The sequence below is a fragment of the Klenkia soli genome (assembly GCF_900103975.1).
Taxonomy (GTDB): Bacteria; Actinomycetota; Actinomycetes; order Mycobacteriales; family Geodermatophilaceae; genus Klenkia; species Klenkia soli.
The window spans coordinates 112,820-133,877 of sequence record NZ_FNIR01000005.1 but is presented as its reverse complement, the minus strand read 5'-3'; the positions used below and the strand labels follow the sequence as shown (position 1 = coordinate 133,877).

Here is a 21,058-nt window from a genome sequence, read left to right as displayed (position 1 = left end):
GTGCCCCTCCTCCTGACGGTCAGCCCCCGCCTGCCCGGACTCCTCGGTCCCGCCGCCTGGCGGGTGCTCGCCGACGCGCCCGCCGTGCTGGCCCTGCCCGGGGCGGCGGCGACGGCCGCGTCCCTGCGGGCGGCCGGGCTGGCGGTCACCGACGTCCCCGGTGCCGAGCACGCGGGACCCGACGACGTCCTGCTGCTCACCGCCGAGGAGGCCGGTGACGCCGAGGTCGTGGTGGGTGCACCCGAGCCGGTCGGCGCCCGGCTGCTGGACGTCGTCGCCGTCATGGACCGGCTGCGCTCGCCCGGGGGGTGTCCCTGGGACGCCGAGCAGACCCACGCCTCGTTGCGCGGCTACCTGCTGGAGGAGGCGCACGAGGCCTACGACGCGATCACCGACGAGGACCCGGTGGCCATGCGCGAGGAGCTGGGCGACGTGCTGCTGCAGGTCGCCTTCCACGCCCGCGTCGCCGCGGAGTCGCCGCAGGGCTTCGACGTCGACGACGTGGCCGCCGAGCTGGTGGCCAAGCTCGTCCGCCGGCACCCGCACGTGTTCGCCGACGCGGGCGAGCTCGACGTCGCCGGCGTCGAGGCCGGGTGGGAGGCGATCAAGAAGGCCGAGAAGCAGCGGCGCTCGCCCACCGAGGGGGTCTCGTCGTCGCAGTCGGCGGCCGCGTGGGGCGCGGCGCTGGTCTCACGGGCCCGCCGGGCCGGGTTGCCCACGCCGCCGCCGGCCGAGCTCGCCGTGGCCGACCAGGCCGCGCTGGGGGAGCAGCTGCTGGCGACGGTCGCCGCGGCCGCCCAGCGTGGCTGGGACGTCGAGGACGCCCTGCGCACCGCCGTCCGCGGGTACGCCGCCGACCTCGACGCGGCTGCGGCGGCCGCTCAGCCCTGATCCCGCGCCGCGGCCGGGGAGGAACCCAGCAGCTGCGGCACCCAGAGCAGGACGACGGCGGCCAGCGCCGTGGCGACTGCGAAGCCGGCCGGACCGCTGCCGTCGACGTAGGCCCACAGCAGGCCGACGACCGGGGCGAGGGCCAGGGCCACGGCGTCGCCGCGCAGCTGGCGGGCCATGCCCACCTCCGTCGCGGCGGGGTCGACCGGTGCCTGCCGCACGTCGCCGCGCGGGGCCGAGCGGCGGGACCGGCCCGACGGCCAGAGCTGCTGGCCGTCGACCACGGGCAGGACCCGGGCGGCGACGGCCGGGTCGCCGTGCACCGTGATGGCGGTGTCCGCCCGCATCCGGTCCAGCTCCGGCGCCCAGTGCACGGGCAGCCAGCGCACCCCGCGCGCGGTGCCCAGCTCGAGCCAGCTGCGCACCAGCAGGCCCTGCCGGACGACGAGGTGGGTGGCGGTCGCGGTGGTCGCCGGCCGGCGGGCCAGGCGGGGCCGGGTCGTCACCCGGGTCACCGTCAGCACCACGACGGCGGCCACCACCAGCGCCACCACGACCAGCCCGAACAGCACGTCCTGCACCGCCGCGTGCGCGGCGTCCCCGTCGGCGTAGACCAGGCCGTCGTCGGACGGCGCGTACTGCACGGCGATCTCGGCACCGGTCGGGACGTCGACGGCTTCGCGCAGCTCGAGGCGGCCCTGCCGGTCGCGGCCGTCGGCGTCGGTGAACGCCACCTCGACCTCGCGGTCCTGCACCGACTCGACGGTCGCGGTGGCCGTGCCGGTGGCCCGGGCCAGCGGTTCCTGGGTGGTGCCCAGCCGCAGGGCCAGCACGACCAGCAGCGCCACGCCGACCACCAGCACCGGCACCAGCCCGAGCAGCAGCTGGGTGCGGGCCCGGGTGTGCGGGCGGGACGGCGGAGGGCCGGTCGAGGGGCCGGTCGAGGGCCTGGTCGGGGGCCTGGTCGGGGGCTCGGTCATCGCCGCCCATGCTCCCGCACCGCGGGCGGCCCCGCCCCGATAGGCTCCTCCTCGTGGCCAGCATCGAAGCCGTAGGCGCGCGAGAGATCCTCGACTCGCGCGGAAACCCCACCGTCGAGGTCGAGGTAGCACTCGACGACGGGACGATCACCCGGGCGGCGGTGCCCAGCGGCGCCTCCACCGGCGCCTTCGAGGCGGTGGAGCTCCGCGACGGCGGTGACCGCTACCTCGGCAAGGGCGTGACCAAGGCCGTCGACGGCGTCCTGGACGTCATCGGCCCCGAGCTCGTGGGCTTCGAGGCCACCGAGCAGCGGCTGGTCGACCAGGCCCTCATCGACCTCGACGGCACCCCCGACAAGTCCCGCCTGGGCGCCAACGCGATCCTCGGCGTCAGCCTCGCCGTGGCGAAGGCGGCGGCCGAGTCCTCCGGGCTCCCGCTGTTCCGCTACGTCGGCGGGCCCTCGGCGCACGTGCTCCCGGTGCCGATGATGAACATCGTCAACGGCGGCGCCCACGCCGACTCCAACGTCGACGTCCAGGAGTTCATGATCGCCCCCATCGGGGCGGCCACCTTCGCCGAGGCCCTGGCCACCGGTGCCGAGGTCTACCACGCGCTCAAGGCGGTGCTGAAGAAGCGCGGGCTGTCCACCGGCCTGGGCGACGAGGGCGGCTTCGCCCCGTCGCTGCCCAGCAACCGCGACGCCCTGGACCTCATCACCGAGGCCGTCGAGAAGGCCGGGTACACCCCGGGCACCGACATCGCCTTCGCCCTGGACGTCGCGGCCACCGAGTTCCACTCGGCCGACGGCTACGCCTTCGAGGGCAAGACCCTCACCGCCGGTGACCTCACCGAGTACTACGCCGGGCTGCTCGACGCCTACCCGATCGTCTCGATCGAGGACCCGCTGTCCGAGGAGGACTGGGAGGGCTGGGTCGACCTGACCGCCGCCATCGGCGACCGCGTGCAGATCGTCGGCGACGACCTCTTCGTCACCAACCCCGTGCGGCTGGCCGACGGCATCGCCCAGGGCGCGGCCAACGCGCTGCTGGTCAAGGTGAACCAGATCGGCACGCTCACCGAGACCCTCGACGCGGTCAACCTGGCGCACCGCTCGGGCTACCGCTGCATGATGAGCCACCGCTCGGGCGAGACCGAGGACACCACGATCGCCGACCTCGCCGTCGCCACCGACTGCGGGCAGATCAAGACCGGCGCCCCGGCCCGCTCCGAGCGCGTGGCCAAGTACAACCAGCTGCTCCGCATCGAGGAGGAGCTGGACGACGCCGCTCGCTACGCCGGTGCAGCCGCCTTCCCGCGGCTGACCCCGGCGTCCTGACCGGGCGCTCGACGTGGTGAACGACCGCCCCCGCCGGGGCACGGCCCCCGGCGGGGGCGGTCGTGGTTCGGCCCGCCGTCGAACGGCGGCCCGGCCGGCTGCTCCCGGCGGGCGGGGCGCCGCCGATGCCCGGCAGGGACGCCGGCGGACCCGGCGCCCGGCCCGCACGACGGCCGTGCTGGGCCGCAGCCCGCTGGTCACCGGCCGGGCCGTGCTGCTCGGCGTCCTGGTCCTCCTGCTGGCCCTCACCCTGGCCGGACCCGTCCGGTCCTTCGTCGCCGGCCGGCAGGAGCTGGCCCAGCTGGCGGCCGACAACCAGGCCCTGTCCCTGCGCGAGCAGCAGCTGCAGGCCGAGCTCGACCGGCAGTCCGACCCCGCCTACCTCCGCCAGCAGGCGCTGGCCCGGTTGAACTTCGTGCTGCCCGGCGACCGGCTGGTCATCGTCGCCGACGGCACGGTGGTCGAGGGCGAGGCGCCCGCGCAGACCCCCGGCGTGGCCGACCAGGACACCCCCGACGTCCCCTGGTACGACGGCCTCCTCGAGTCCGTCGCCACCGCCGACGGATGAAGCCGAAGGACCCCCTCGCCCCCCACGGCACGCTCCGCGCGCCGCGGGCCCCTGCGAGGGAGCCGTTCCAGCAGGTCACCTCGGGTGTGGCCCGGGTGGTGGTGCTCCTGTCCGGCACCGGGTCGCTGTGCGCCGCCCTCCTGGCCGCCCAGCAGACCGCGTTCACCGTGGTCGCCGTCGGTGCCGACCGCGAGGCCCCCGGCCTGGCCGCACCGCGTGAGCTCGGGTTGCCGACCTTCGTGCTGCCGCTGCGCGACCACCCCGACCGGGGCTCCTGGGACGTCGCCCTGGCCACGGCGATCGCCGCCCACGAGCCGGACTGGGTGGTCAGCGCCGGGTTCATGAAGCTGCTGGGTCCCGCCGTCCTCGCCCGGTTCGGGGGGCGCGTCGTCAACACCCACCCCGCGCTGCTGCCGGCCTTCCCCGGGGCCCACGCCGTCCGCGACGCACTGGCCGCCGGCGTGCGCACCACCGGCGCGACCGTCCACCTGGTGGACGAGGGCCTGGACACCGGCCCGGTGCTGGCCCAGACCTCCGTCCCGGTCCTGCCCGGCGACGACGAGACCCACCTGCACGAACGGATCAAGGTCGCCGAGCGCACGCTGCTCGTCGACACCCTGGTCTCCCTCACCAGCTCGAGGAGCGGCACCCCATGACCGATCGCACCCCCGTCCAGCGGGCCCTGCTGGGCGTCTACGACAAGACCGGCATCGAGGAGCTGGCCCGCGGGCTGGCCGACGCCGGGGTCCAGCTGGTGAGCACCGGCGCCACCGCGCGCCGCATCGCCGAGGCCGGCATCCCGGTCACCCCCGTCGAGGAGGTCACCGGCTTCCCCGAGTGCCTGGACGGCCGGGTCAAGACCCTGCACCCGGGCGTGCACGCCGGGATCCTGGCCGACCGGCGCAAGCCCGACCACGTCCGGCAGCTCGACGAGCTGGGCATCGCCGCCTTCGACCTCGTGGTGGTCAACCTGTACCCGTTCCGCGAGACGGTCGCCTCCGGTGCCACCCCCGACGAGTGCATCGAGCAGATCGACATCGGCGGCCCGGCGATGGTGCGGGCCGCGGCCAAGAACCACCCGTCGGTCGCGGTCGTCGTCGACCCCGGCCGGTACGCCGACGTGCTCGCCGCGGTGCGCGAGGGCGGGACGACGCTGGTCCAGCGCCAGCGGCTGGCCACCGACGCCTTCCGGCACACCGCCTCCTACGACATCGCCGTGGCCTCGTGGCTGGGCAGCGTGGTCGCACCCGACGAGACCGGGTTCCCGGCCTGGACCGCCGCGTCGTGGGAGCGGGCCGACGTGCTCCGCTACGGCGAGAACCCGCACCAGGGCGCCGCGCTGTACCGGCACTGGCGGCCCGGCCTGGCGCACGCCGAGCAGCTGCACGGCAAGGCGATGAGCTACAACAACTACGTCGACACCGACGCCGCCTGGCGGGCCGCGCACGACCACGAGGCCCCCTGCGTGGCGATCATCAAGCACGCCAACCCCTGCGGCATCGCCGTCGGCACCGACCTCGCCCAGGCCCACCGCAGGGCGCACGCCTGCGACCCGGTCTCGGCCTTCGGCGGCGTGATCGCGGCCAACCGCGAGGTCGACCTCTCGACCGCCGAGCAGATCGCCGAGGTGTTCACCGAGGTCGTCGTCGCCCCCTCCTTCACCGCCGACGCGGTCGAGGTGCTGACCCGCAAGAAGAACGTCCGGCTGCTGCGCATGCCCACCGAGTCCGCGCCCGACCCGGTCGAGTTCCGGCCGATCAGCGGTGGCGTGCTCGTGCAGCAGGTGGACCAGGTGTCCGCCGACGGCGACGACCCCACCACGTGGACGCTGGCCACCGGCTCGCCGGTCGACGCCGCCACCCTCGACGACCTGGTCTTCGCCTGGCGGTCGGTGCGGGCGGTCAAGTCCAACGCGATCCTGCTGGCCGCCGACGGCGCCACCGTCGGCGTGGGCATGGGCCAGGTCAACCGGGTGGACGCCGCCCGGCTGGCCGTGCAGCGGGCGGGTGAGCGGGCCGCCGGGTCGGTCGCGGCCTCCGATGCGTTCTTCCCGTTCGCCGACGGGCTGCAGGTGCTGCTGGACGCCGGGGTCACCGCGGTCGTGCAGCCCGGCGGATCGGTGCGCGACGAGGAGGTCGTGGCCGCCGCGGCCGAGGCCGGCATCGCGCTCTACCTCACCGGCACCCGCCACTTCGCCCACTGACGCGCGCACGCTCCCGTGGGGCCGTCAGCGGACCTTGGGGCCGGTGAGGAGGGCCTTGAGGGCGCCGAGCAGGCCGAGGCCCGCGACGCCGAGGGCGAAGAAGTAGCCCAGGTCGAAGTCGGCCAGCTGCCAGTCCCGGGCGTGGGCGGGCACCAGCACGGCGGCCACCACCACGCCGGCGACGACGAGGGCCAGCACGCCGAGGGTGCGGTGGGCGCGGGCCGGCACCAGCAGGAGGAGCCCCAGCACGAACAGCACCGCGCCACCGGCCAGCACGGCTCCCGGCTGCCAGAGCCCGCGGTCGAACAACCCCGTCCAGTCGGTGCCTGCCTGGTCGACCACGTCGCGGGCGAGGTCCAGGCCGGTCGGGCCCTGCGGGGTCCACGGCAGCACCAGGCTCAGCGCGGCGGCGACCCCGGCCAGCAGGAGGCACAGCGCCCCGAACGTGTCGGCCCGACGCACGGCGACCGGCTTCGTGGACCACGCCGGCGCGGTCGTGGCCGGGTCGACCGGCGGCCGCCACGTCTCGGGGGCGGGCCGGTCGACGCCGTAGCCGGGGCCGTCGGCGGCCGCGACGCTGCGCACCGGCTCCGGCGCGGTGTCGTGCCGCGCGGTCGGGGCCACCGGGTGGACGGCGGTGGCCTGCTGGTCGGCCGGGTCCGCGGGCGGGGTGGTCCGCGGGGCGGCGTCCGGCGTGTCGTCCGGGGCGCGGAACACCCGGGTGCGGTCGTCGGCGGTCTGCTCGGGCTCGCTCACGGGTCCTCCTCGGGCACTGACCGGTCGGGCCGAGCCTAGGAGAACGGGCGGGCCTCGTCCCTCCCCACCACACGCTCCGCGCGCCGCGGGGCCCCGGGACGAGGCCGTGCCGGTCCGTCACCATGCGGCAGACTGGGCGGCGTGAGTGCGACGCGTCTGGACGGCAAGGCCACTGCGGGAGCGATCCGCACCGAGCTCACCGAGCGGGTGGCTGCCCTGACGGCGGCCGGCCGGCAGCCCGGGCTGGGCACCCTGCTGGTCGGCGACGACCCGGGCAGCCGCTGGTACGTGAACGCCAAGCACTCCGACTGCGCCCAGGTCGGCATCGCCAGCATCCAGCACGAGCTGCCCGCCGACGCCTCGCAGGCCGACGTGCTGGCCGTGGTCGCCGAGCTGAACGCCGACCCCGCCTGCACCGGCTACATCGTGCAGCTGCCGTTGCCACGCCAGGTGTCCGAGGCCGCCGTGCTGGAGGCGGTGGACCCGGACAAGGACGCCGACGGCCTGCACCCCACCAACCTGGGCCGGCTGGTGCTCGGCGTCCCGGGCCCGCTGCCGTGCACCCCGCTGGGCATCGTCGAGCTGCTGCGCCGGTACGACGTCCCGCTGGCCGGCGCCGAGGTCGTCGTCGTCGGCCGCGGGGTGACCGTGGGTCGTCCGCTGGGTCTCCTGCTGACCCGGCGCTCCGAGAACGCCACCGTGACGCTGTGCCACACCGGCACCCGCGACCTGGCCGCGCACACCCGCGCCGCCGACGTCGTGGTCGCCGCCGCGGGCGTCCCGGGCCTGATCACCGCGGACATGGTCAAGCCGGGGGCCGCCGTGCTCGACGTCGGGGTGAGCCGGGTCGACGGCAAGATCGCCGGGGACGTCGCCGCCGAGGTGGTCGACGTCGCCGGCCACGTGGCGCCCAACCCCGGCGGGGTGGGCCCCATGACCCGGGCGATGCTGCTGAGCAACGTCGTGACCCTCGCGGAGCAGGCCGGCTGAGGTGGCCCGCACCCCGCTGTACACCCGCCGGCCGCTGGTGGCCGGGGTCCTCCGCCAGCTGCCGCTGACGGCGGTGCTGCTGGTGGTGGCGGGCGGTCTGGTCATGGTCACGGCGGGGAACTGGCGCCGTGGGCTGGTGGTCATGGGTCTGGCCCTGGTCGCCGCCGGGGTGCTGCGCATGCTGCTGCCGGTGCGCCGGCTGGGGTTCCTCGCCGTCCGGAGCACGACGACCGACGTCGTCCTGACCACCGGGTGCGGCCTGGCCCTGGCCCTCGTCGCGCTGGCCATCCCGCCCGGCTGATCGGGGCCCGGGGGCGCAGGCGACGGGCTCCGGCGCTAGGTTTGCGGCCATGGCGACGAAGCCCGGCAAGATCACCGTGGTGGGTTCCGGCTTCTACGGTTCCACCACCGCGCTCCGTCTGGCGCAGTACGACGTCGTGGGCACGGTCGTGCTCACCGACATCGTCGAGGGCAAGCCCGAGGGGCTCGCCCTGGACATCAACCAGTCCCGCTCGATCGAGGGCTTCGAGACCGAGGTCGTCGGGGTCGGCGGCGGGTCCTACGAGGGCACCGAGGGGTCCGACGTCGTCGTGGTCACCGCGGGTCTGCCCCGCAAGCCCGGCATGAGCCGCATGGACCTCATCGAGACCAACGCCGGCATCGTGCGCTCGGTGGCCGAGAACGTGGCCCGCACCTCGCCCGACGCCGTGGTGATCGTGGTCAGCAACCCGCTCGACGAGATGACCGCGCTGGCCCAGCTGGCCACCGGTTTCCCCACGCAGCGGGTCATGGGCCAGGCCGGCATGCTCGACACCGCCCGGTTCACCGACAACGTCGCCCGCGAGCTCGGCGTCGCCACCTCCTCGGTGCGCACGCTGACCCTGGGCAGCCACGGCGACACCATGGTGCCGGTGCCCAGCCGCTGCACCGTCGACGGCCAGCCCCTGGCCGACGTGCTCGCGGCCGACCGCATCGCGCACCTGGTCGACCGCACCCGCAACGGCGGCGCCGAGGTCGTCGCGCTGCTGAAGACGGGGTCGGCCTACTACGCGCCGTCCGCGGCCGCGGCGCGCATGGCGAAGGCGGTCATCGAGGACTCCGGCGCGGTGCTGCCGGTGTGCGCGTGGGTCGACGGCGAGTACGGCATCTCCGGGGTCTACCTGGGGGTGGAGGCCGAGATCGGCCGCGAGGGCGTGCGCCGCGTGGTCGAGGGCGACCTCACCGACGACGAGCTGGCCGGGCTGCGCGACGCAGCCGAGGCCGTACGGACCAAGCAGGCGGACGTGGCCGACCTCTGAGTCGGCCTCCAACAGAGAGGGATCACCCACACGTGAGCAAGATCAAGGTGCAGGGCAAGGTCGTCGAGCTCGACGGCGACGAGATGACCCGGATCATCTGGCAGTTCATCAAGGACGAGCTGATCCTCAAGTACCTCGACGTCGACCTCGAGTACTACGACCTCGGCATGGAGAACCGCGACGCCACCGACGACCAGGTGACGATCGACGCGGCCAACGCCATCAAGGAGCACGGCGTCGGCGTCAAGTGCGCGACGATCACCCCGGACGAGGCGCGGGTCGAGGAGTTCGGCCTCAAGCAGATGTGGCGCTCGCCCAACGGCACGATCCGCAACATCCTCGGCGGCGTCATCTTCCGCGAGCCGATCATCATGCAGAACGTCCCGCGCCTGGTGCCGGGCTGGACCAAGCCGATCATCGTCGGCCGTCACGCCTACGGCGACCAGTACCGCGCCACCGACTTCAAGTTCCCCTCCGCGGGCACCCTGAAGGTCGTCTTCACCCCCGAGGACGGCGGCGAGACCATCGAGCGCGAGGTCTTCCAGGCCCCCTCGGCCGGCATCTCGCTGTCGATGTACAACCTCGACGACTCGATCCGGGACTTCGCCCGGGCCTCGCTGAACTACGGCCTGGCCCGCAACTACCCGGTGTACCTGTCGACGAAGAACACGATCCTCAAGGTCTACGACGGGCGCTTCAAGGACATCTTCCAGGAGATCTTCGACGCCGAGTTCGCCGAGAAGTTCGAGGCGGCCGGGATCACCTACGAGCACCGGCTCATCGACGACATGGTCGCGGCCAACCTCAAGTGGGAGGGTGGCTACGTCTGGGCGTGCAAGAACTACGACGGCGACGTCCAGTCCGACACCGTGGCGCAGGGCTTCGGCTCGCTGGGCCTGATGACCTCGGTGCTGGCCACCCCGGACGGCAAGACCGTCGAGGCCGAGGCCGCGCACGGCACGGTCACCCGGCACTACCGCCAGCACCAGGCCGGCAAGGAGACCTCGACCAACCCGATCGCGTCGATCTTCGCCTGGACCCGGGGCCTCGCGCACCGCGGCAAGCTGGACGGCACCCCCGAGGTCACCGAGTTCGCCGAGACCCTCGAGCGCGTGTGCATCGAGACGGTCGAGGGCGGTCAGATGACCAAGGACCTCGCCCTGCTGATCAGCAAGGACGCCCCCTGGCTCACCACCCAGGACTTCCTCGCCGCGATCGACACCAACCTGCAGAAGGCCATGGCCTGACGTAGCCGTCGTGCGTCCGGGGCTCGTGATCACCTCGGGCCTGGTGCTGCCTCAGGAAGACGCAGGCAGCGCCGGAGCCGAGGTGATCATGCCTGTGGACAACTCGACGCGTCCCGGGCCCGGGACGGGCAGGCTGCCCCGGTGCCCGTGCCGCCCGCCGTCCCTCCCGCGCTGGTCGGGCGGGTCTTCCGCGGCAGCGACGTGGTGCGGCGGGGGATTCTGACCGCGGCCCAGCTCCGGAGCTCGGCGTGGCGGCGGATCCGGCACGACGTGTACGTGGACACCGCCGTCCCCGACACGCACCTGGTCCGCGCGGCGGCCGTCGCGCTGCTGGTCCCGTCCGGTGCGGCGTTCGGTGGCCTGACCGCAGCAGCGCTGTGGGGTGTGCCGGACCTCGTGGACGCAGACGACCCGGTCGAGGTCGTCGTCCCCACCGGTGTCCGCTGGTCCCCGGCGGCCGACGTCGTCGTCCGGACGGCGGAGCTGGCCGGTGGCACCGAGCGTCGGCACGGCCTGCCGGTGACCGATCGGCGCCGCACCGCTGTCGACCTCGCGAGGCGGCAGCGCTGGCCGACGGCCTGGCCGAGTCGCCGCAGGAGACGAGGACCAGGCTGGTCCTGCGCCTCGGCGGGGTGCCGGCGCCGGTGGCTCAGCACCGGGTGGTGGTCGAGGGCCGGTTCGTGGCTCAGGTTGCCGCAGCAGCGGGCGGCCCTGGAGTACGACGGGGTCTGGCACGCCGAAGCGGGGCAGTTCGCGCGCGACCGCGCCCGGCTCAACGCCCTCCAGGCAGCCGGGTGGCGGGTGGTCTTCGTGACCGCCCGGGACCTGCACCACCCCGAGGAACTCGTCGCCCGGGTGCTGGCAGCGCTCGCCGCATGATCACCACGGGTCAGGTGCGGCCCCCACGGCGGTGAGGCAGCACCCGGGCCGGGGTGATCACACGTGTCCGGTCAGGAGCCGAAGAGCTGGGTCCACCAGGGGCCGCCGTCGCCGTCGGCGACGCCGACGCCGAGGCGGGTGAGGCTGCAGTCCAGGATGTTGGCGCGGTGGCCGGGGCTGTCCATCCACCCGGCCATCACCGAGGCGGCGTCGGCGTAGCCCTGCGCGATGTTCTCCGCCCGGGCGCCCGACACCCCGGCGGCGGCCGCCCGGTCGAAGGGGCTCTGGCCGTCGGGCGAGGTGTGGCTGAAGTAGCCGCGGTCCCGCATGTCGGCGCTGTGCGCCCGCGCCACCCCGGCCAACCCCTCGTCGGCGACCACCGGACCGCAGCCGGCAGCGGCCCGCTCGGTGTTCACCAGGGCCAGGACCTCGCCCTCGGGCCCCGGGGCGGCGGGGGCGGCCGCGGGTGCCGGAGGGGGTGCGGTCACCGGTGCCTGCGCCGTCTGCGGGGGAGCAGGTGTGGTCGGCACCGGCTCGGTGGTGGTCACCGGTGCCTCCGTCGGCGTCGGCGTGGGCGTCGGCGTCGGCGCGGTGGTCGTCGCGGTGGTGGCCGAGGTCGACGTGCTGGAGGACGGTGCGGTGGTCGCCGCCGCCGGGACCGGGTCGGTGGGGCCCGGCAGCAGCCAGAGCCCGCCGGCGACCACCGCGAGGACGGCGAGGACGGCGACCAGCGGCACCCAGGGGCGGGACCGCAGGCGCTCGCGCAGGCGGCGGGGCGGTCCGGCGGCGGTCACGGGGATCGACCGTAGCGGCGCGGTGGGGTCCCGCGGCACCCCCGGGGAGCGATCGGCGGAACGGACCGGCGGCACAGGCCGTTGCCAGGTGGACCGTCCGCGCCCGGCACGGGATCCTGGGACCGCCGTCCCCCACCAGCAGAAGGAGCACGCCGCCCTGTGAGCGACGTCTGGCTCAACATCGTCATGGTCGTCGTCTTCGTCCTCATCGGCGGCGCGTTCGCCGGCGCCGAGATCGCCCTGGTCTCGCTGCGGGAGTCGCAGGTGCGGGCCCTCGGCGAGCGGGGCGGGCGCGGCCGGGCGCTGACCAAGCTGCTGGGCGACCCCAACCGGTTCCTGGCCGCGGTGCAGGTGGGCGTGACCCTCGCCGGGTTCTTCTCGGCCGCGTTCGGCGCCAGCACGCTGTCCACCCCGCTCAGCGACTGGCTGGTCGGGCTCGGCCTGACCGAGGGCGTCGCCGACCCGCTCAGCTTCGTGCTGGTCACCATCGGCATCAGCTACCTGTCCCTCGTCGTCGGCGAGCTGACCCCCAAGCGGTTGGCGCTGCAGCGGGCCGAGGGGTTCTCCCTGGTCGTCGCCGGGCCGCTGAACCGCATCGCGACGGTGTTCCGGCCGATCATCTGGCTGCTGTCGCGGTCCACCGACGTCCTGGTCCGGCTGCTCGGCGGTGACCCCAAGCAGAGCGGCGAGTCGATCAGCCAGGAGGAGCTGCGCGACCTGGTCGCCGCGCACGAGTCCCTGTCCAGCGACGAGCGCCGGCTGATCGACGAGGTGTTCCGGGCCGGCGACCGCGAGGTCCGCGAGGTGATGACCCCCCGCACCGAGGTGGACTTCCTGGACGCCTCGATGACCGCCAGCCGCGCGGCCAAGCTGATCGCCGAGTCCGGCCGGTCCCGCTACCCGGTCGTGGGCCGCACCCAGGACGACGTCGTCGGGTTCGTGCACGTGCGCGACCTGCTCCTGCCCAACCACCCTGCGGGTCGCGCGGCCACGGTCGGCGACCTGGCCCGCGAGGTCAAGCAGCTGCCCGGGACGGCGGGGGTGCTGACCGCGCTGTCCGAGATGCGGCGCGAGAGCCAGCACCTGGCGATCGTGGTCGACGAGTACGGCGGCACCGACGGCATCGTCACGCTCGAGGACCTCATCGAGGAGGTCATCGGCGAGATCTACGACGAGTACGACGAGGACGCCGTCCCCGAGAGCGACGACCCGGCCGAGGGGCCGCACGACGTCGACGGCCTGCTCAACCTGGACGACTTCGCCGAGGCCACCGGCCTGCACCTGCCCGAGGGCCCCTACGAGACGGTGGCCGGCTGGGTGCTGGCCGAGCTCGGCCGCATCCCCGCGGTCGGCGACACGGCCGCGCACGAGGGCCGCGAGCTGACGGTCACCGAGCTGGACGGCCGGCGGATCGCCCGCATCGCGGTCTCGCCGGCCCCGCCGCCGGAGATCGACGGCGACACCCTCCGCACCGGCGCGGCGGCTACCTGACCAGGGACCAGGCGTCGCGGACCATCGTGGTCAGGTCGGCGTGCTGCGGGGTCCAGCCCAGGTCGGCCCGGATGCGCTCGGACGACGCGACCAGCTGGGCGGGGTCGCCGGCCCGGCGGGCGCCGACGACGACCGGCACCGGGTGCCCGGTGACCTCGCGGACGGCGTCGACGACCTGCTGCACGCTGAACCCGGTGCCGTTGCCCAGGTTGTAGATGCGGTGCTCGCCGGGCGCGGGGGCCGGCAGGGCCAGCAGGTGCGCGTCGGCGAGGTCGAGCACGTGCACGTAGTCGCGGATGCAGGTGCCGTCGGGCGTCGGGTAGTCCTCGCCGTAGACGGTGACGGCGTCGCGGGTGCCGGCCGCCACCTGCAGCGTGATCGGGATGAGGTGGGTCTCGGTGGCGTGCCGCTCGCCCCGGCCGAACCCGGCACCGGCCACGTTGAAGTACCGCAGGCTCACCGCGGCGAACCCGTGGGCGACCGCGTAGGAGGTCAGCATGTGGTCGACGGCGAGCTTGGAGGCGCCGTAGGTGTTGGTCGGGCGGGTGGGGGCGTCCTCGGTGATGGGCACCCGCTCGGGCTCGCCGTAGGTGGCCGCGGTCGAGGAGAACACGATGCGCCGGCAGTCGACGGCCCGCATGGCCTCGAGCAGCGCCAGCGACCCGCCGACGTTGGTGTGCCAGTAGTCCTCGGGCTGGGTCTGCGACACCCCGACCAGGCTCTTGGCCGCGAAGTGCAGCACCGCCTCGGGACGGACGTCGGCCAGCACCGGCCCGGAGTCGTGCAGCCCGGCCCGGACGAACGCCGCACCCTCGGGGACGGCGTCGGCGTGGCCGGTCGAGAGGTCGTCGAGCACGGTCACCTCGTGGCCCCCGTCGAGGAGGGCAGCCGTGACTACGCTGCCGATGTAGCCGGCTCCACCGGCGACGAGTACGCGCATGCGCACACCCTAGGAGAGGACCCGTCATGGTCAGCCCGCGCGCAGCGGTGAACGCCCTCCCGGCCTACCGGCCCGGCCGCAACCCCGCGGACCTGGCGCGGGAGATCGGGGTGCCGCGGGCGGTCAAGCTGGCCAGCAACGAGGTCGCCTTCCCGCCGCTGCCGGCGGTCGTGGCGGCGATCGCGCAGGTGGCGGCCGAGACCAACCGCTACCCGGACAACGGCGCCGCGGTGCTCACCGGGGATCTCGCCCGCCGCTACGGGGTCGAGCCCGCGCAGGTGGCCGTCGGGTGCGGCGCGGTCACCCTGCTGCAGCAGGTCGCCCAGGCCTTCTGCGACCCCGGCACCGGGCTGGTCTACGCCTGGCGGTCCTTCGAGATGTACCCGCTGCTGGCCCAGGTCGCCGGCGCGACCGCCGTCCAGGTGCCGTTGGTGCCCGGCGACGAGGGCGGTCCGGCCGACACCCACGACCTCGACGGCCTGCTGGCCGGGATCGACGACACCACCCGCGTCGTCCTGGTCTGCAACCCGAACAACCCCACGGGGACGGCGGTCCGGCGGGCGGCGCTGGAGCGCTTCCTGGACGCCGTGCCGGCGCACGTGCTGGTGGTGCTGGACGAGGCCTACCGCGAGTTCGTCACCGACCCCGACGTGCCCGACGGCGTGGAGCTGATGCGCGGGCGGGCGAACGTCGCGGTGCTGCGCACCTTCTCGAAGGCCTGGGGGCTGGCCGGGCTGCGGGTGGGCTACCTGATCGCCGAGGACCCCGCCGTCGCCGAGGCCGTCCGCAAGACCCACGTGCCCTTCGGCGTCTCGATGGTCGCCCAGGCCGCCGCGGTCGCCGCGCTGGCCAGCGAGGACGAGGTGCGGGCCCGGGTCGCCGAGGTCACCGCCGAGCGCGACCGGCTCACGGCCGCGCTGCGGTCGCGCGGGCAGTCCGTGGCCGACAGCCAGGCCAACTTCGTGTGGCTGCCGCTGGGCGAGCGCACCGCCGAGGTCGCGGCGGCCCTCGAGGCCCGGGCGGTGATCACCCGGCCGTTCGCCGGCGAGGGCCTGCGGGTCACCGTCGGCACGCCCGAGGAGGACGACGTCTTCCTGCAGGCGTTCGACGAGATCGCCGCAGGCTGAGCGGGTCCGGCCGGGGACTCGTGGGGTGCGTGGTTCGATGAGGGACGTGCCTGCTCCCCGCGTGCTGTCCGGCATCCAGCCGACGGCGGACTCCTTCCACCTCGGCAACCACCTCGGGGCGCTGCGGCAGTGGGTCAGCATGCAGGCCGACCACGAGGCGTTCTACTGCGTGGTGGACCTGCACGCGATCACCGTCGAGCAGGACCCCGCCGTGCTCCGCCGGCGCACGCTGGTGAGCGCGGCGCAGCTGCTGGCGCTGGGTGTCGACCCCGACCGCAGCGCGCTGTTCGTGCAGAGCCACGTGCCCGAGCACGCGCAGCTGGGCTGGGTGCTGCAGTGCCTGACCGGGTTCGGCGAGGCCGGCCGCATGACCCAGTTCAAGGACAAGTCCGCGCGGCAGGGCACCACCAGCACCAGCGTCGGGTTGTTCACCTACCCGATCCTGCAGGCCGCCGACATCCTGCTCTACCAGGCGCAGCGGGTGCCGGTGGGCGAGGACCAGCGCCAGCACCTGGAGCTCACCCGCGACCTCGCGACCCGGTTCAACGGCCGGTACGGCGACACGTTCGTGCTGCCCGAGGCCTACATCCCGCCGGGCGCGGCCAAGGTGCTGGATCTCCAGCAGCCGGACAAGAAGATGTCCAAGAGCCTGCCCGAGGCCGGGTGCGTCAACCTGCTCGACGACCCGAAGGTGATCGCCAAGCGGATCCGCAGCGCCGTCACCGACACCGGCCGCGAGGTCGTCTTCGACCCCGCCGACAAGCCCGGGGTGAGCAACCTGCTCACGATCCACTCGGCGCTGTCCGGGCAGAGCGTCGCGCAGCTCGAGGAGCACTTCGCCGGGCGCGGCTACGGCGACCTGAAGAAGGAGCTCGCCGAGGTCGTCGTCGACTTCCTGACCCCGGTGCAGGCCCGCACCGCCGAGCTGCTGGCCGACACCGCCGAGCTCGAGCGGGTGCTCGCCGGCGGCGCGGCCCGGGCCCGCGAGGTGGCGGCCCCCACGCTGGCCACCGTGCACGAGCGGATCGGCTTCCTGCCGCCCACGGGGGTCCGGTGACCCCTCCGGTACCCCCACCCCGGCCGCGGTCGGCGCCGCGCCGGCACGACGACACGTTCGTGCCGCGCAGCGCCAACCGCGACGTCGGCGACACCGCGGTCCTGGGCGTGGTCGTCGACATCCCCGAGCCGTGGGCGCAGCTGCTGGTCGACTGGCGCGCCAAGTGCGGTGACCCGCAGGCCCGCGTCGTCCCCCCGCACGTGACGCTGCTGCCGCCCACCGAGGTGGCCGTCGCCGACCGGTCGCTGATCTCGGCGCACCTGGCGGGGGTGGCCCGCAGCCACCCCCCGTTCGACCTGCACCTGCAGGGCACCGGCACCTTCCGGCCGGTCTCCGAGGTGGTGTTCGTGACCGTTGCGCGGGGCATCCTCGACTGCGAGCGGATCGCCACCGACGTCCGCAGCGGGCCGCTGGCCCGGCCGCTGAGCTTCCCGTACCACCCGCACGTCACCGTCGCCCACGACGTCCCCACCGACGCCCTGGACATGGCCGCCACCGAGCTGGCCGGGCTGGCCTGCACGTTCCGGGTCGAGCACTTCACCGAGTTCGAGCAGTCCTCGGGCGGCGCCTGGACCGTCGCCCGCCGGCACCCGCTGACCGGCCCCGCGCGCGGCTGACCGCACGCCCCCGGTCCTGCGGGCGCCGGGTGCGACCCGCACAATCTCCGCCGTGACCACCCCGCAGGAGCCGACCCCCGGCGGCAACGTGATCACCCGGACGATCGACCGGATCCGCGACCTGATCCACCGCGAGCGGGCCCGGCACCCGTGGTTCGACCACCTGGTGCACGCCGGCGGGCACTACAACCGGGCCCAGGCCGACACCCTGGCGGCCGCGGTGACCTACTACGCCTTCCTGGCGCTGTTCCCGGTCGTGCTGCTGCTGGCCTCGATCGCCGGGTTCGTGCTGGCCGGCAACACCGCGCTGCAGCTGCAGCTGATCGGCGCGGTCCAGGACGCCGTCCCGGGGAAGACCGGCAGCGACCTGGCCCAGTCGGTGGTGAGCGCGATCAACGCCCGCAGCACCACCGGGGTCATCGGCCTGGTCGGTTTCCTGGTCGTCGGCCTCGGCGCGGTCGACAAGCTGCGGGTCGGCATGGACGTCGTCTGGCGCGGCGAGCCCGATCAGCCCGACTTCCTCGGTGACCGGCTCAAGGACCTCCTCGTCCTGCTCGGTCTGGCCGCCGCCGGGGTGCTGTCGATCGGGCTGAGCACCGGGACGACGGCCGCCGCCTCGTTGGTCTTCGACGCCCTCGGCATCGACGAGGTGCCCGGCTTCTTCCTGCTCACCGCGGTGCTGGGCATCGGCCTGGCCCTGGTGGGCGACACCCTGGTGTTCCTGTGGGTGCTCAAGGGGGTGCCGAACACCCCGCACCGGGCCCGGATGCTGCTGCCCGGCGCGGTCTTCGGGGCCGTCGGGTTCGAGGTGCTGAAGTTCCTCGGCGGCTACTACCTGAACATCCTCAGCGGCAACGTCACCGTCTCCGCCCTGGGGGGCTTCGTCGGGCTGATCATCTGGATCAACGTGCTCGCCCGGTTCGGCTTCTTCACGGCCTGCTGGACCGCGACCCTCCCGGCGGTCGAGCACTCGGACGCGCAGGTGCCGTACGGCCCCGCTGCGCCGACCCGGCTGCCCGACGTGGTGCTGGTCGACGAGCGGGGTCCCCGTCCTGCTCCGCTCGGGCTCGCGGCGGGCCTGCTGGGGGCAGGGGCCCTGATGGGTGCGGCGGCAGGTCGGTGGCTGCCCGTCGCGGTCGGTCGACGCCGTCGGGCTCCGGACCGGGGCCGGCGTCGGGACGGCGCGGCGGCGGACGCCTGACCGCCCGGTCGTCGGACCACCCGCCCGCGGGCACCAGCCGGACCGCACGCCGCCGGCCCACCATCGTGGCGACGACGATCGCCACCGCCCCGGTGCCCAGCGCCGCGGGCAGCAGCACCGACTCGGCCGGGCTCTCGGTGGCCGCGGGTGCCACGGCGGGGGTCCGGGTCGCGGCGGCCGCGGCCTCCTCCGAGCTGAGCGTGCCGTCGGCGGGGGACGGGACGGCGAGGTCGGCCGCCGCGGTGTCGGTGGCGACGTCGCCGGGGGAGACCAGCGTGCCCACCCCGCCGCCGGCCGGGGTCGCGAAGCCCCAGTCCAGCAGCCGCTCCGCCTGCTCGGTCGTGGAGACCGGGTAGCGCTCGGTCTGCATCAGGCTGACCACCAGGCGCCGGCCGTCCCGCGCCGCGGCGGCCACGAAGGTGTGCCGGGCGGCGTCGGTGAACCCGGTCTTGCCGCCCAGGGTGCCCGGGTAGTCGGTGAGCAGGGTGTTCTGCGTCTGGATCTGGTAGCCGTCGCTCTTGCCGGGGACGGCGGGCATCTGCGCGGTGGTCTGCTGCAGGATCGCCGCGGTGGTCGGGTCGTCCACCAGCTGGGCCATGATCAGCGCCAGGTCGTAGGGCGAGGAGGTCTGGCCGGCGACGTCCAGGCCCGACGGGGTGCCGGCGACGGTGTCCAGCGCCCCGATCCGCCGGGCCGTGGCGTTCATCGCCGCCAGGGTCGCCGGCACCCCGCCCGCGGCCCGGGACAGCGCGTTGGCGGCGTCGTTGCCCGACTGCATGACCAGCGCGTCGAACAGCAGCGACACCGGGTACTGGCCGCCGGCGACCAGCCCGACCCGGCTGCCCTCGATCTGCTCGTCCTCGGTGGTGCCCTCGACGACGAGGGCCGGGTCCAGCTCCGGGGCGAGGGTCAGCAGCGTCAGGGTCTTCAGCGTGCTGGCCGGGTAGTAGCGGCCGTGCGGGTCCTGGGCGCCGAGCACCTCACCGGTGTCCAGGTCGGCGACCACCCAGCCGTGCGCGTCGATGCCCTCGGGGAGGGCGGGGGCACCGTCGGCCGTCACCAGCCCGCGGGTGTCCAGGCCCTCGCCGCCCACGGTGCTGCCGTCGGGGGCGTGGCCCTGGGCCGGCCCGCCGTCGGGCGGCGCGGTGGGGGTGGGGGCGGACGGGTCCACGGTGGGCCGGGGGGCGTCCTCGGCGAGGGCGGCCGGGGCGCCGGCCAGCAGGACGAGACCCGTGACCAGAGCCACCGCGGCCGCACGGGCACCGGGCAGCAGGGATCGCATGGGGGTGGACGCTAACCGCGCCGGGGCCGACCCGGGGGTGTCCGCAGCGTGTCGGGCGTCGTCCCGTGACGGATGTGCCGGGTGTGCCGGTCTGGGTCCGCGACGTTGCCGGGTGCTAACGATCGGGTCTCGGTGTCCCGGTGGTGGTGCCGGTGGCCCGCCGGCCGCGGCTAGCGTGCGCCAATCGCCGCCCTGCCCCCCGCGGGCCCGGGACGGCGGACCACCGGAACGCACACCCGGGGCCGCACCCACCTGGTGGTGGGTGCCGCCCCACACGAGAGGAGACCCCCTTGCGCCGAGCGCGTGGGATGAAGCTGGCCGCCCTGGCGATCGCCGGCAGCCTGGCCCTGGCCGCCTGTGCCAGCGACGAGCCCGCCAGCGGGAGCGGTGGCAGCGGGAGCAGCGGCGGCAGCGGCGACGGCCCCAAGATCGGCCTGGCCTACGACACCGGCGGCCGCGGCGACAAGTCCTTCAACGACTCGGCCTACGCCGGCGTCGAGGCCGCCATCGAGACCAACGGCGGCACCGTGCAGGAGGTGTCGCCCAACAGCGACGCGTCCGACCGGGCCGACCTGCTCACCCAGCTGGCCGACCAGGGCTACAACCCGGTCATCGCCGTCGGCTTCGCCTACGGCGACGTGATCGGCGACGTCGCGAAGCAGTACCCCGACGTCGACTTCGCCATCGTCGACTCCACCGGTGTCGACGTCGCCGACAACGTGACCGGCCTGCAGTTCGCCGCCAACCAGGGCTCGTTCCTGGGTGGCGTCGCGGCCGCGACCAAGAGCACGACCGGCAACGTCGGCTTCGTCGGCGGTGTCGAGACCCCGCTCATCCAGGCCTTCGAGGCCGGCTACGTCGCCGGTGCCAAGGCGGTCAACCCCGACATCACGGTGCAGGTGCAGTACATCTCGCCGGCCGGCGACTTCTCCGGGTTCAACGACCCGGCCCGCGGCCAGATCGTGGCCCAGGGCATGTTCGACGCCGGTGCCGACATCGTCTACGCCGCCGCCGGCGGTTCGGGCATCGGCGTCTTCCAGGCCGCTGCCGCCTCGGGCGGTCGCGCCATCGGCGTCGACTCCGACCAGTACGAGACCGTCGGCGACGCCTCGCTGCAGGCCGTCATCATGACCTCGGTCCTCAAGCGGGTCGACAACGCGGTCGAGGCCTACATCGGCACCTTCGTCGACGGCTCCGTGCAGGGCGGTCAGGACGTCGTCAACGACCTGTCCACCGAGGGCGTGGGCCTGTCCTACTCGGGCGGGTTCATCGACGACATCAAGTCGACCATCGACGACTACACCCAGCAGATCGTCGACGGCGAGATCACCGTGCCGGAGACCCCGACCAACTGACGTCGGGCACGTATCCAGCAGCAGGACGACGGGCCCGGGCGGCAG

20 protein-coding genes and 1 pseudogene are annotated in these 21,058 nt (G+C 74.7%); 16 read left to right on the top strand and 5 right to left on the bottom strand.

The annotated features are described in order from the left end of the window. Positions 1-891, top strand: a complete 891-nt coding sequence (locus BLS67_RS09225; protein ID WP_091243600.1) for a nucleoside triphosphate pyrophosphohydrolase — start codon at positions 1-3, stop codon at positions 889-891. Here BLS67_RS09225 and BLS67_RS09220 read toward each other — a convergent pair. Beyond that, complete coding sequence (locus BLS67_RS09220) at positions 882-1,871, bottom strand: hypothetical protein (RefSeq protein WP_091243597.1); 990 nt, start codon at positions 1,869-1,871, stop codon at positions 882-884. The genes BLS67_RS09225 and BLS67_RS09220 overlap by 10 nt on opposite strands. A 53-nt stretch (positions 1,872-1,924) precedes the next feature. On the opposite strand from BLS67_RS09220, the gene eno reads away from it, so the two are divergent. Genes eno through purH form a run of 4 tightly spaced genes read left to right on the top strand, consistent with a single transcriptional unit; the run spans position 1,925 to position 5,979 of the window. Beyond that, complete coding sequence (gene eno / locus BLS67_RS09215; protein ID WP_091243594.1) at positions 1,925-3,208, top strand: phosphopyruvate hydratase; 1,284 nt, start codon at positions 1,925-1,927, stop codon at positions 3,206-3,208. A gap of 16 nt (positions 3,209-3,224) precedes the next feature. Next, positions 3,225-3,776 carry a septum formation initiator family protein gene (locus BLS67_RS09210; protein ID WP_091243590.1) on the top strand — a complete coding sequence of 184 codons (552 nt, stop codon included), beginning with the start codon at positions 3,225-3,227 and terminating at the stop codon, positions 3,774-3,776. After that, on the top strand, positions 3,773-4,432 hold the full coding sequence (gene purN, locus BLS67_RS09205; RefSeq protein WP_091243587.1) for a phosphoribosylglycinamide formyltransferase: 660 nt from the start codon (positions 3,773-3,775) through the stop codon (positions 4,430-4,432). Before BLS67_RS09210 ends, purN begins: the two co-directional genes overlap by 4 nt. Continuing rightward, the gene (purH, locus tag BLS67_RS09200; protein ID WP_091243583.1) at positions 4,429-5,979 is read left to right on the top strand and encodes a bifunctional phosphoribosylaminoimidazolecarboxamide formyltransferase/IMP cyclohydrolase; all 1,551 of its coding nucleotides are present in this window, start codon (positions 4,429-4,431) and stop codon (positions 5,977-5,979) included. The genes purN and purH overlap by 4 nt, the downstream gene beginning before the upstream one ends. Before the next feature lie 24 nt (positions 5,980-6,003). Here purH and BLS67_RS24060 read toward each other — a convergent pair whose 3' ends face one another. Continuing rightward, positions 6,004-6,735, bottom strand: a complete 732-nt coding sequence (locus tag BLS67_RS24060; RefSeq protein WP_207500436.1) for a hypothetical protein — start codon at positions 6,733-6,735, stop codon at positions 6,004-6,006. Positions 6,736-6,876: 141 nt separating this feature from the next. Here BLS67_RS24060 and BLS67_RS09190 point away from each other — a divergent pair, with 141 nt between their 5' ends. The 5 genes from BLS67_RS09190 to BLS67_RS09170 all read left to right on the top strand — a co-directional run bounded on the left by BLS67_RS09190 (position 6,877) and on the right by BLS67_RS09170 (position 11,149). Next, on the top strand, positions 6,877-7,725 hold the full coding sequence (locus tag BLS67_RS09190; RefSeq protein WP_091243579.1) for a bifunctional methylenetetrahydrofolate dehydrogenase/methenyltetrahydrofolate cyclohydrolase: 849 nt from the start codon (positions 6,877-6,879) through the stop codon (positions 7,723-7,725). Position 7,726: 1 nt separating this feature from the next. Beyond that, positions 7,727-8,026: a DUF3017 domain-containing protein gene (locus tag BLS67_RS09185; protein ID WP_091243576.1), complete on the top strand. Its 300-nt coding sequence runs from the start codon at positions 7,727-7,729 to the stop codon at positions 8,024-8,026. A 49-nt stretch (positions 8,027-8,075) separates the two neighbouring features. Then, the gene (mdh, locus tag BLS67_RS09180) at positions 8,076-9,023 is read left to right on the top strand and encodes a malate dehydrogenase (protein WP_091243572.1); all 948 of its coding nucleotides are present in this window, start codon (positions 8,076-8,078) and stop codon (positions 9,021-9,023) included. Positions 9,024-9,055: 32 nt separating this feature from the next. Further along, positions 9,056-10,270 carry an NADP-dependent isocitrate dehydrogenase gene (locus BLS67_RS09175; RefSeq protein ID WP_091243568.1) on the top strand — a complete coding sequence of 405 codons (1,215 nt, stop codon included), beginning with the start codon at positions 9,056-9,058 and terminating at the stop codon, positions 10,268-10,270. A gap of 141 nt (positions 10,271-10,411) precedes the next feature. Then, on the top strand, positions 10,412-11,149 hold the full coding sequence (locus tag BLS67_RS09170) for a hypothetical protein (RefSeq protein WP_242653945.1): 738 nt from the start codon (positions 10,412-10,414) through the stop codon (positions 11,147-11,149). A 71-nt stretch (positions 11,150-11,220) separates the two neighbouring features. Here BLS67_RS09170 and BLS67_RS24385 read toward each other — a convergent pair whose 3' ends face one another. Further along, complete coding sequence (locus BLS67_RS24385; RefSeq protein WP_242653944.1) at positions 11,221-11,943, bottom strand: CAP domain-containing protein; 723 nt, start codon at positions 11,941-11,943, stop codon at positions 11,221-11,223. A 159-nt stretch (positions 11,944-12,102) separates the two neighbouring features. Between BLS67_RS24385 and BLS67_RS09160 the strand changes: the two genes are divergently transcribed. Beyond that, positions 12,103-13,434 carry a hemolysin family protein gene (locus BLS67_RS09160; protein WP_091243565.1) on the top strand — a complete coding sequence of 444 codons (1,332 nt, stop codon included), beginning with the start codon at positions 12,103-12,105 and terminating at the stop codon, positions 13,432-13,434. Here the strand turns inward: BLS67_RS09160 and galE are convergent. Further along, positions 13,427-14,374, bottom strand: coding sequence for a UDP-glucose 4-epimerase GalE (gene galE, locus BLS67_RS09155; RefSeq protein ID WP_091244193.1), 948 nt, complete (start codon positions 14,372-14,374; stop codon positions 13,427-13,429). The genes BLS67_RS09160 and galE overlap by 8 nt on opposite strands. A 26-nt stretch (positions 14,375-14,400) precedes the next feature. Here galE and hisC point away from each other — a divergent pair, with 26 nt between their 5' ends. The 4 genes and pseudogenes from hisC to BLS67_RS24380 all read left to right on the top strand — a co-directional run. Then, the gene (hisC, locus tag BLS67_RS09150) at positions 14,401-15,501 is read left to right on the top strand and encodes a histidinol-phosphate transaminase (RefSeq protein ID WP_091243561.1); all 1,101 of its coding nucleotides are present in this window, start codon (positions 14,401-14,403) and stop codon (positions 15,499-15,501) included. 37 nt (positions 15,502-15,538) lie between these two features. Beyond that, entirely contained in the window at positions 15,539-16,558 is a 1,020-nt protein-coding gene (gene trpS, locus BLS67_RS09145) for a tryptophan--tRNA ligase (protein WP_091243557.1), read from the top strand. Between the two features lie 59 nt (positions 16,559-16,617). Then, a complete protein-coding gene (locus BLS67_RS09140; protein ID WP_242653942.1) occupies positions 16,618-17,175 on the top strand; it encodes a 2'-5' RNA ligase family protein in 558 nt (185 codons plus the stop codon). Positions 17,176-17,227: 52 nt separating this feature from the next. Beyond that, a pseudogene (locus tag BLS67_RS24380) lies at positions 17,228-18,073 on the top strand (YihY/virulence factor BrkB family protein); the annotation flags it as partial. Between the two features lie 31 nt (positions 18,074-18,104). Here the strand turns inward: BLS67_RS24380 and BLS67_RS09130 are convergent. Continuing rightward, positions 18,105-19,658: a D-alanyl-D-alanine carboxypeptidase family protein gene (locus tag BLS67_RS09130; protein ID WP_091243544.1), complete on the bottom strand. Its 1,554-nt coding sequence runs from the start codon at positions 19,656-19,658 to the stop codon at positions 18,105-18,107. Positions 19,659-19,948: 290 nt separating this feature from the next. Here BLS67_RS09130 and BLS67_RS09125 point away from each other — a divergent pair, with 290 nt between their 5' ends. Further along, positions 19,949-21,013 (top strand): BMP family lipoprotein, encoded by a 1,065-nt coding sequence (locus BLS67_RS09125; protein WP_242653941.1) that lies wholly within the window; start codon positions 19,949-19,951, stop codon positions 21,011-21,013. Positions 21,014-21,058 lie beyond the last annotated feature (45 nt).

Excerpts from the sequence above, each read along its gene's own strand:
- mdh (WP_091243572.1), top strand. The coding sequence starts at position 8,076 with ATGGCGACGAAGCCCGGCAAGATCACCGTGGTGGGTTCCGGCTTCTAC.
- BLS67_RS09220 (WP_091243597.1), bottom strand. The coding sequence starts at position 1,871 with ATGACCGAGCCCCCGACCAGGCCCCCGACCAGGCCCTCGACCGGCCCC.
- galE (WP_091244193.1), bottom strand. The coding sequence starts at position 14,374 with ATGCGCGTACTCGTCGCCGGTGGAGCCGGCTACATCGGCAGCGTAGTC.
- trpS (WP_091243557.1), top strand. The coding sequence starts at position 15,539 with ATGAGGGACGTGCCTGCTCCCCGCGTGCTGTCCGGCATCCAGCCGACG.
- purN (WP_091243587.1), top strand. The coding sequence starts at position 3,773 with ATGAAGCCGAAGGACCCCCTCGCCCCCCACGGCACGCTCCGCGCGCCG.
- BLS67_RS09130 (WP_091243544.1), bottom strand. The coding sequence starts at position 19,658 with ATGCGATCCCTGCTGCCCGGTGCCCGTGCGGCCGCGGTGGCTCTGGTC.
- purH (WP_091243583.1), top strand. The coding sequence starts at position 4,429 with ATGACCGATCGCACCCCCGTCCAGCGGGCCCTGCTGGGCGTCTACGAC.
- hisC (WP_091243561.1), top strand. The coding sequence starts at position 14,401 with ATGGTCAGCCCGCGCGCAGCGGTGAACGCCCTCCCGGCCTACCGGCCC.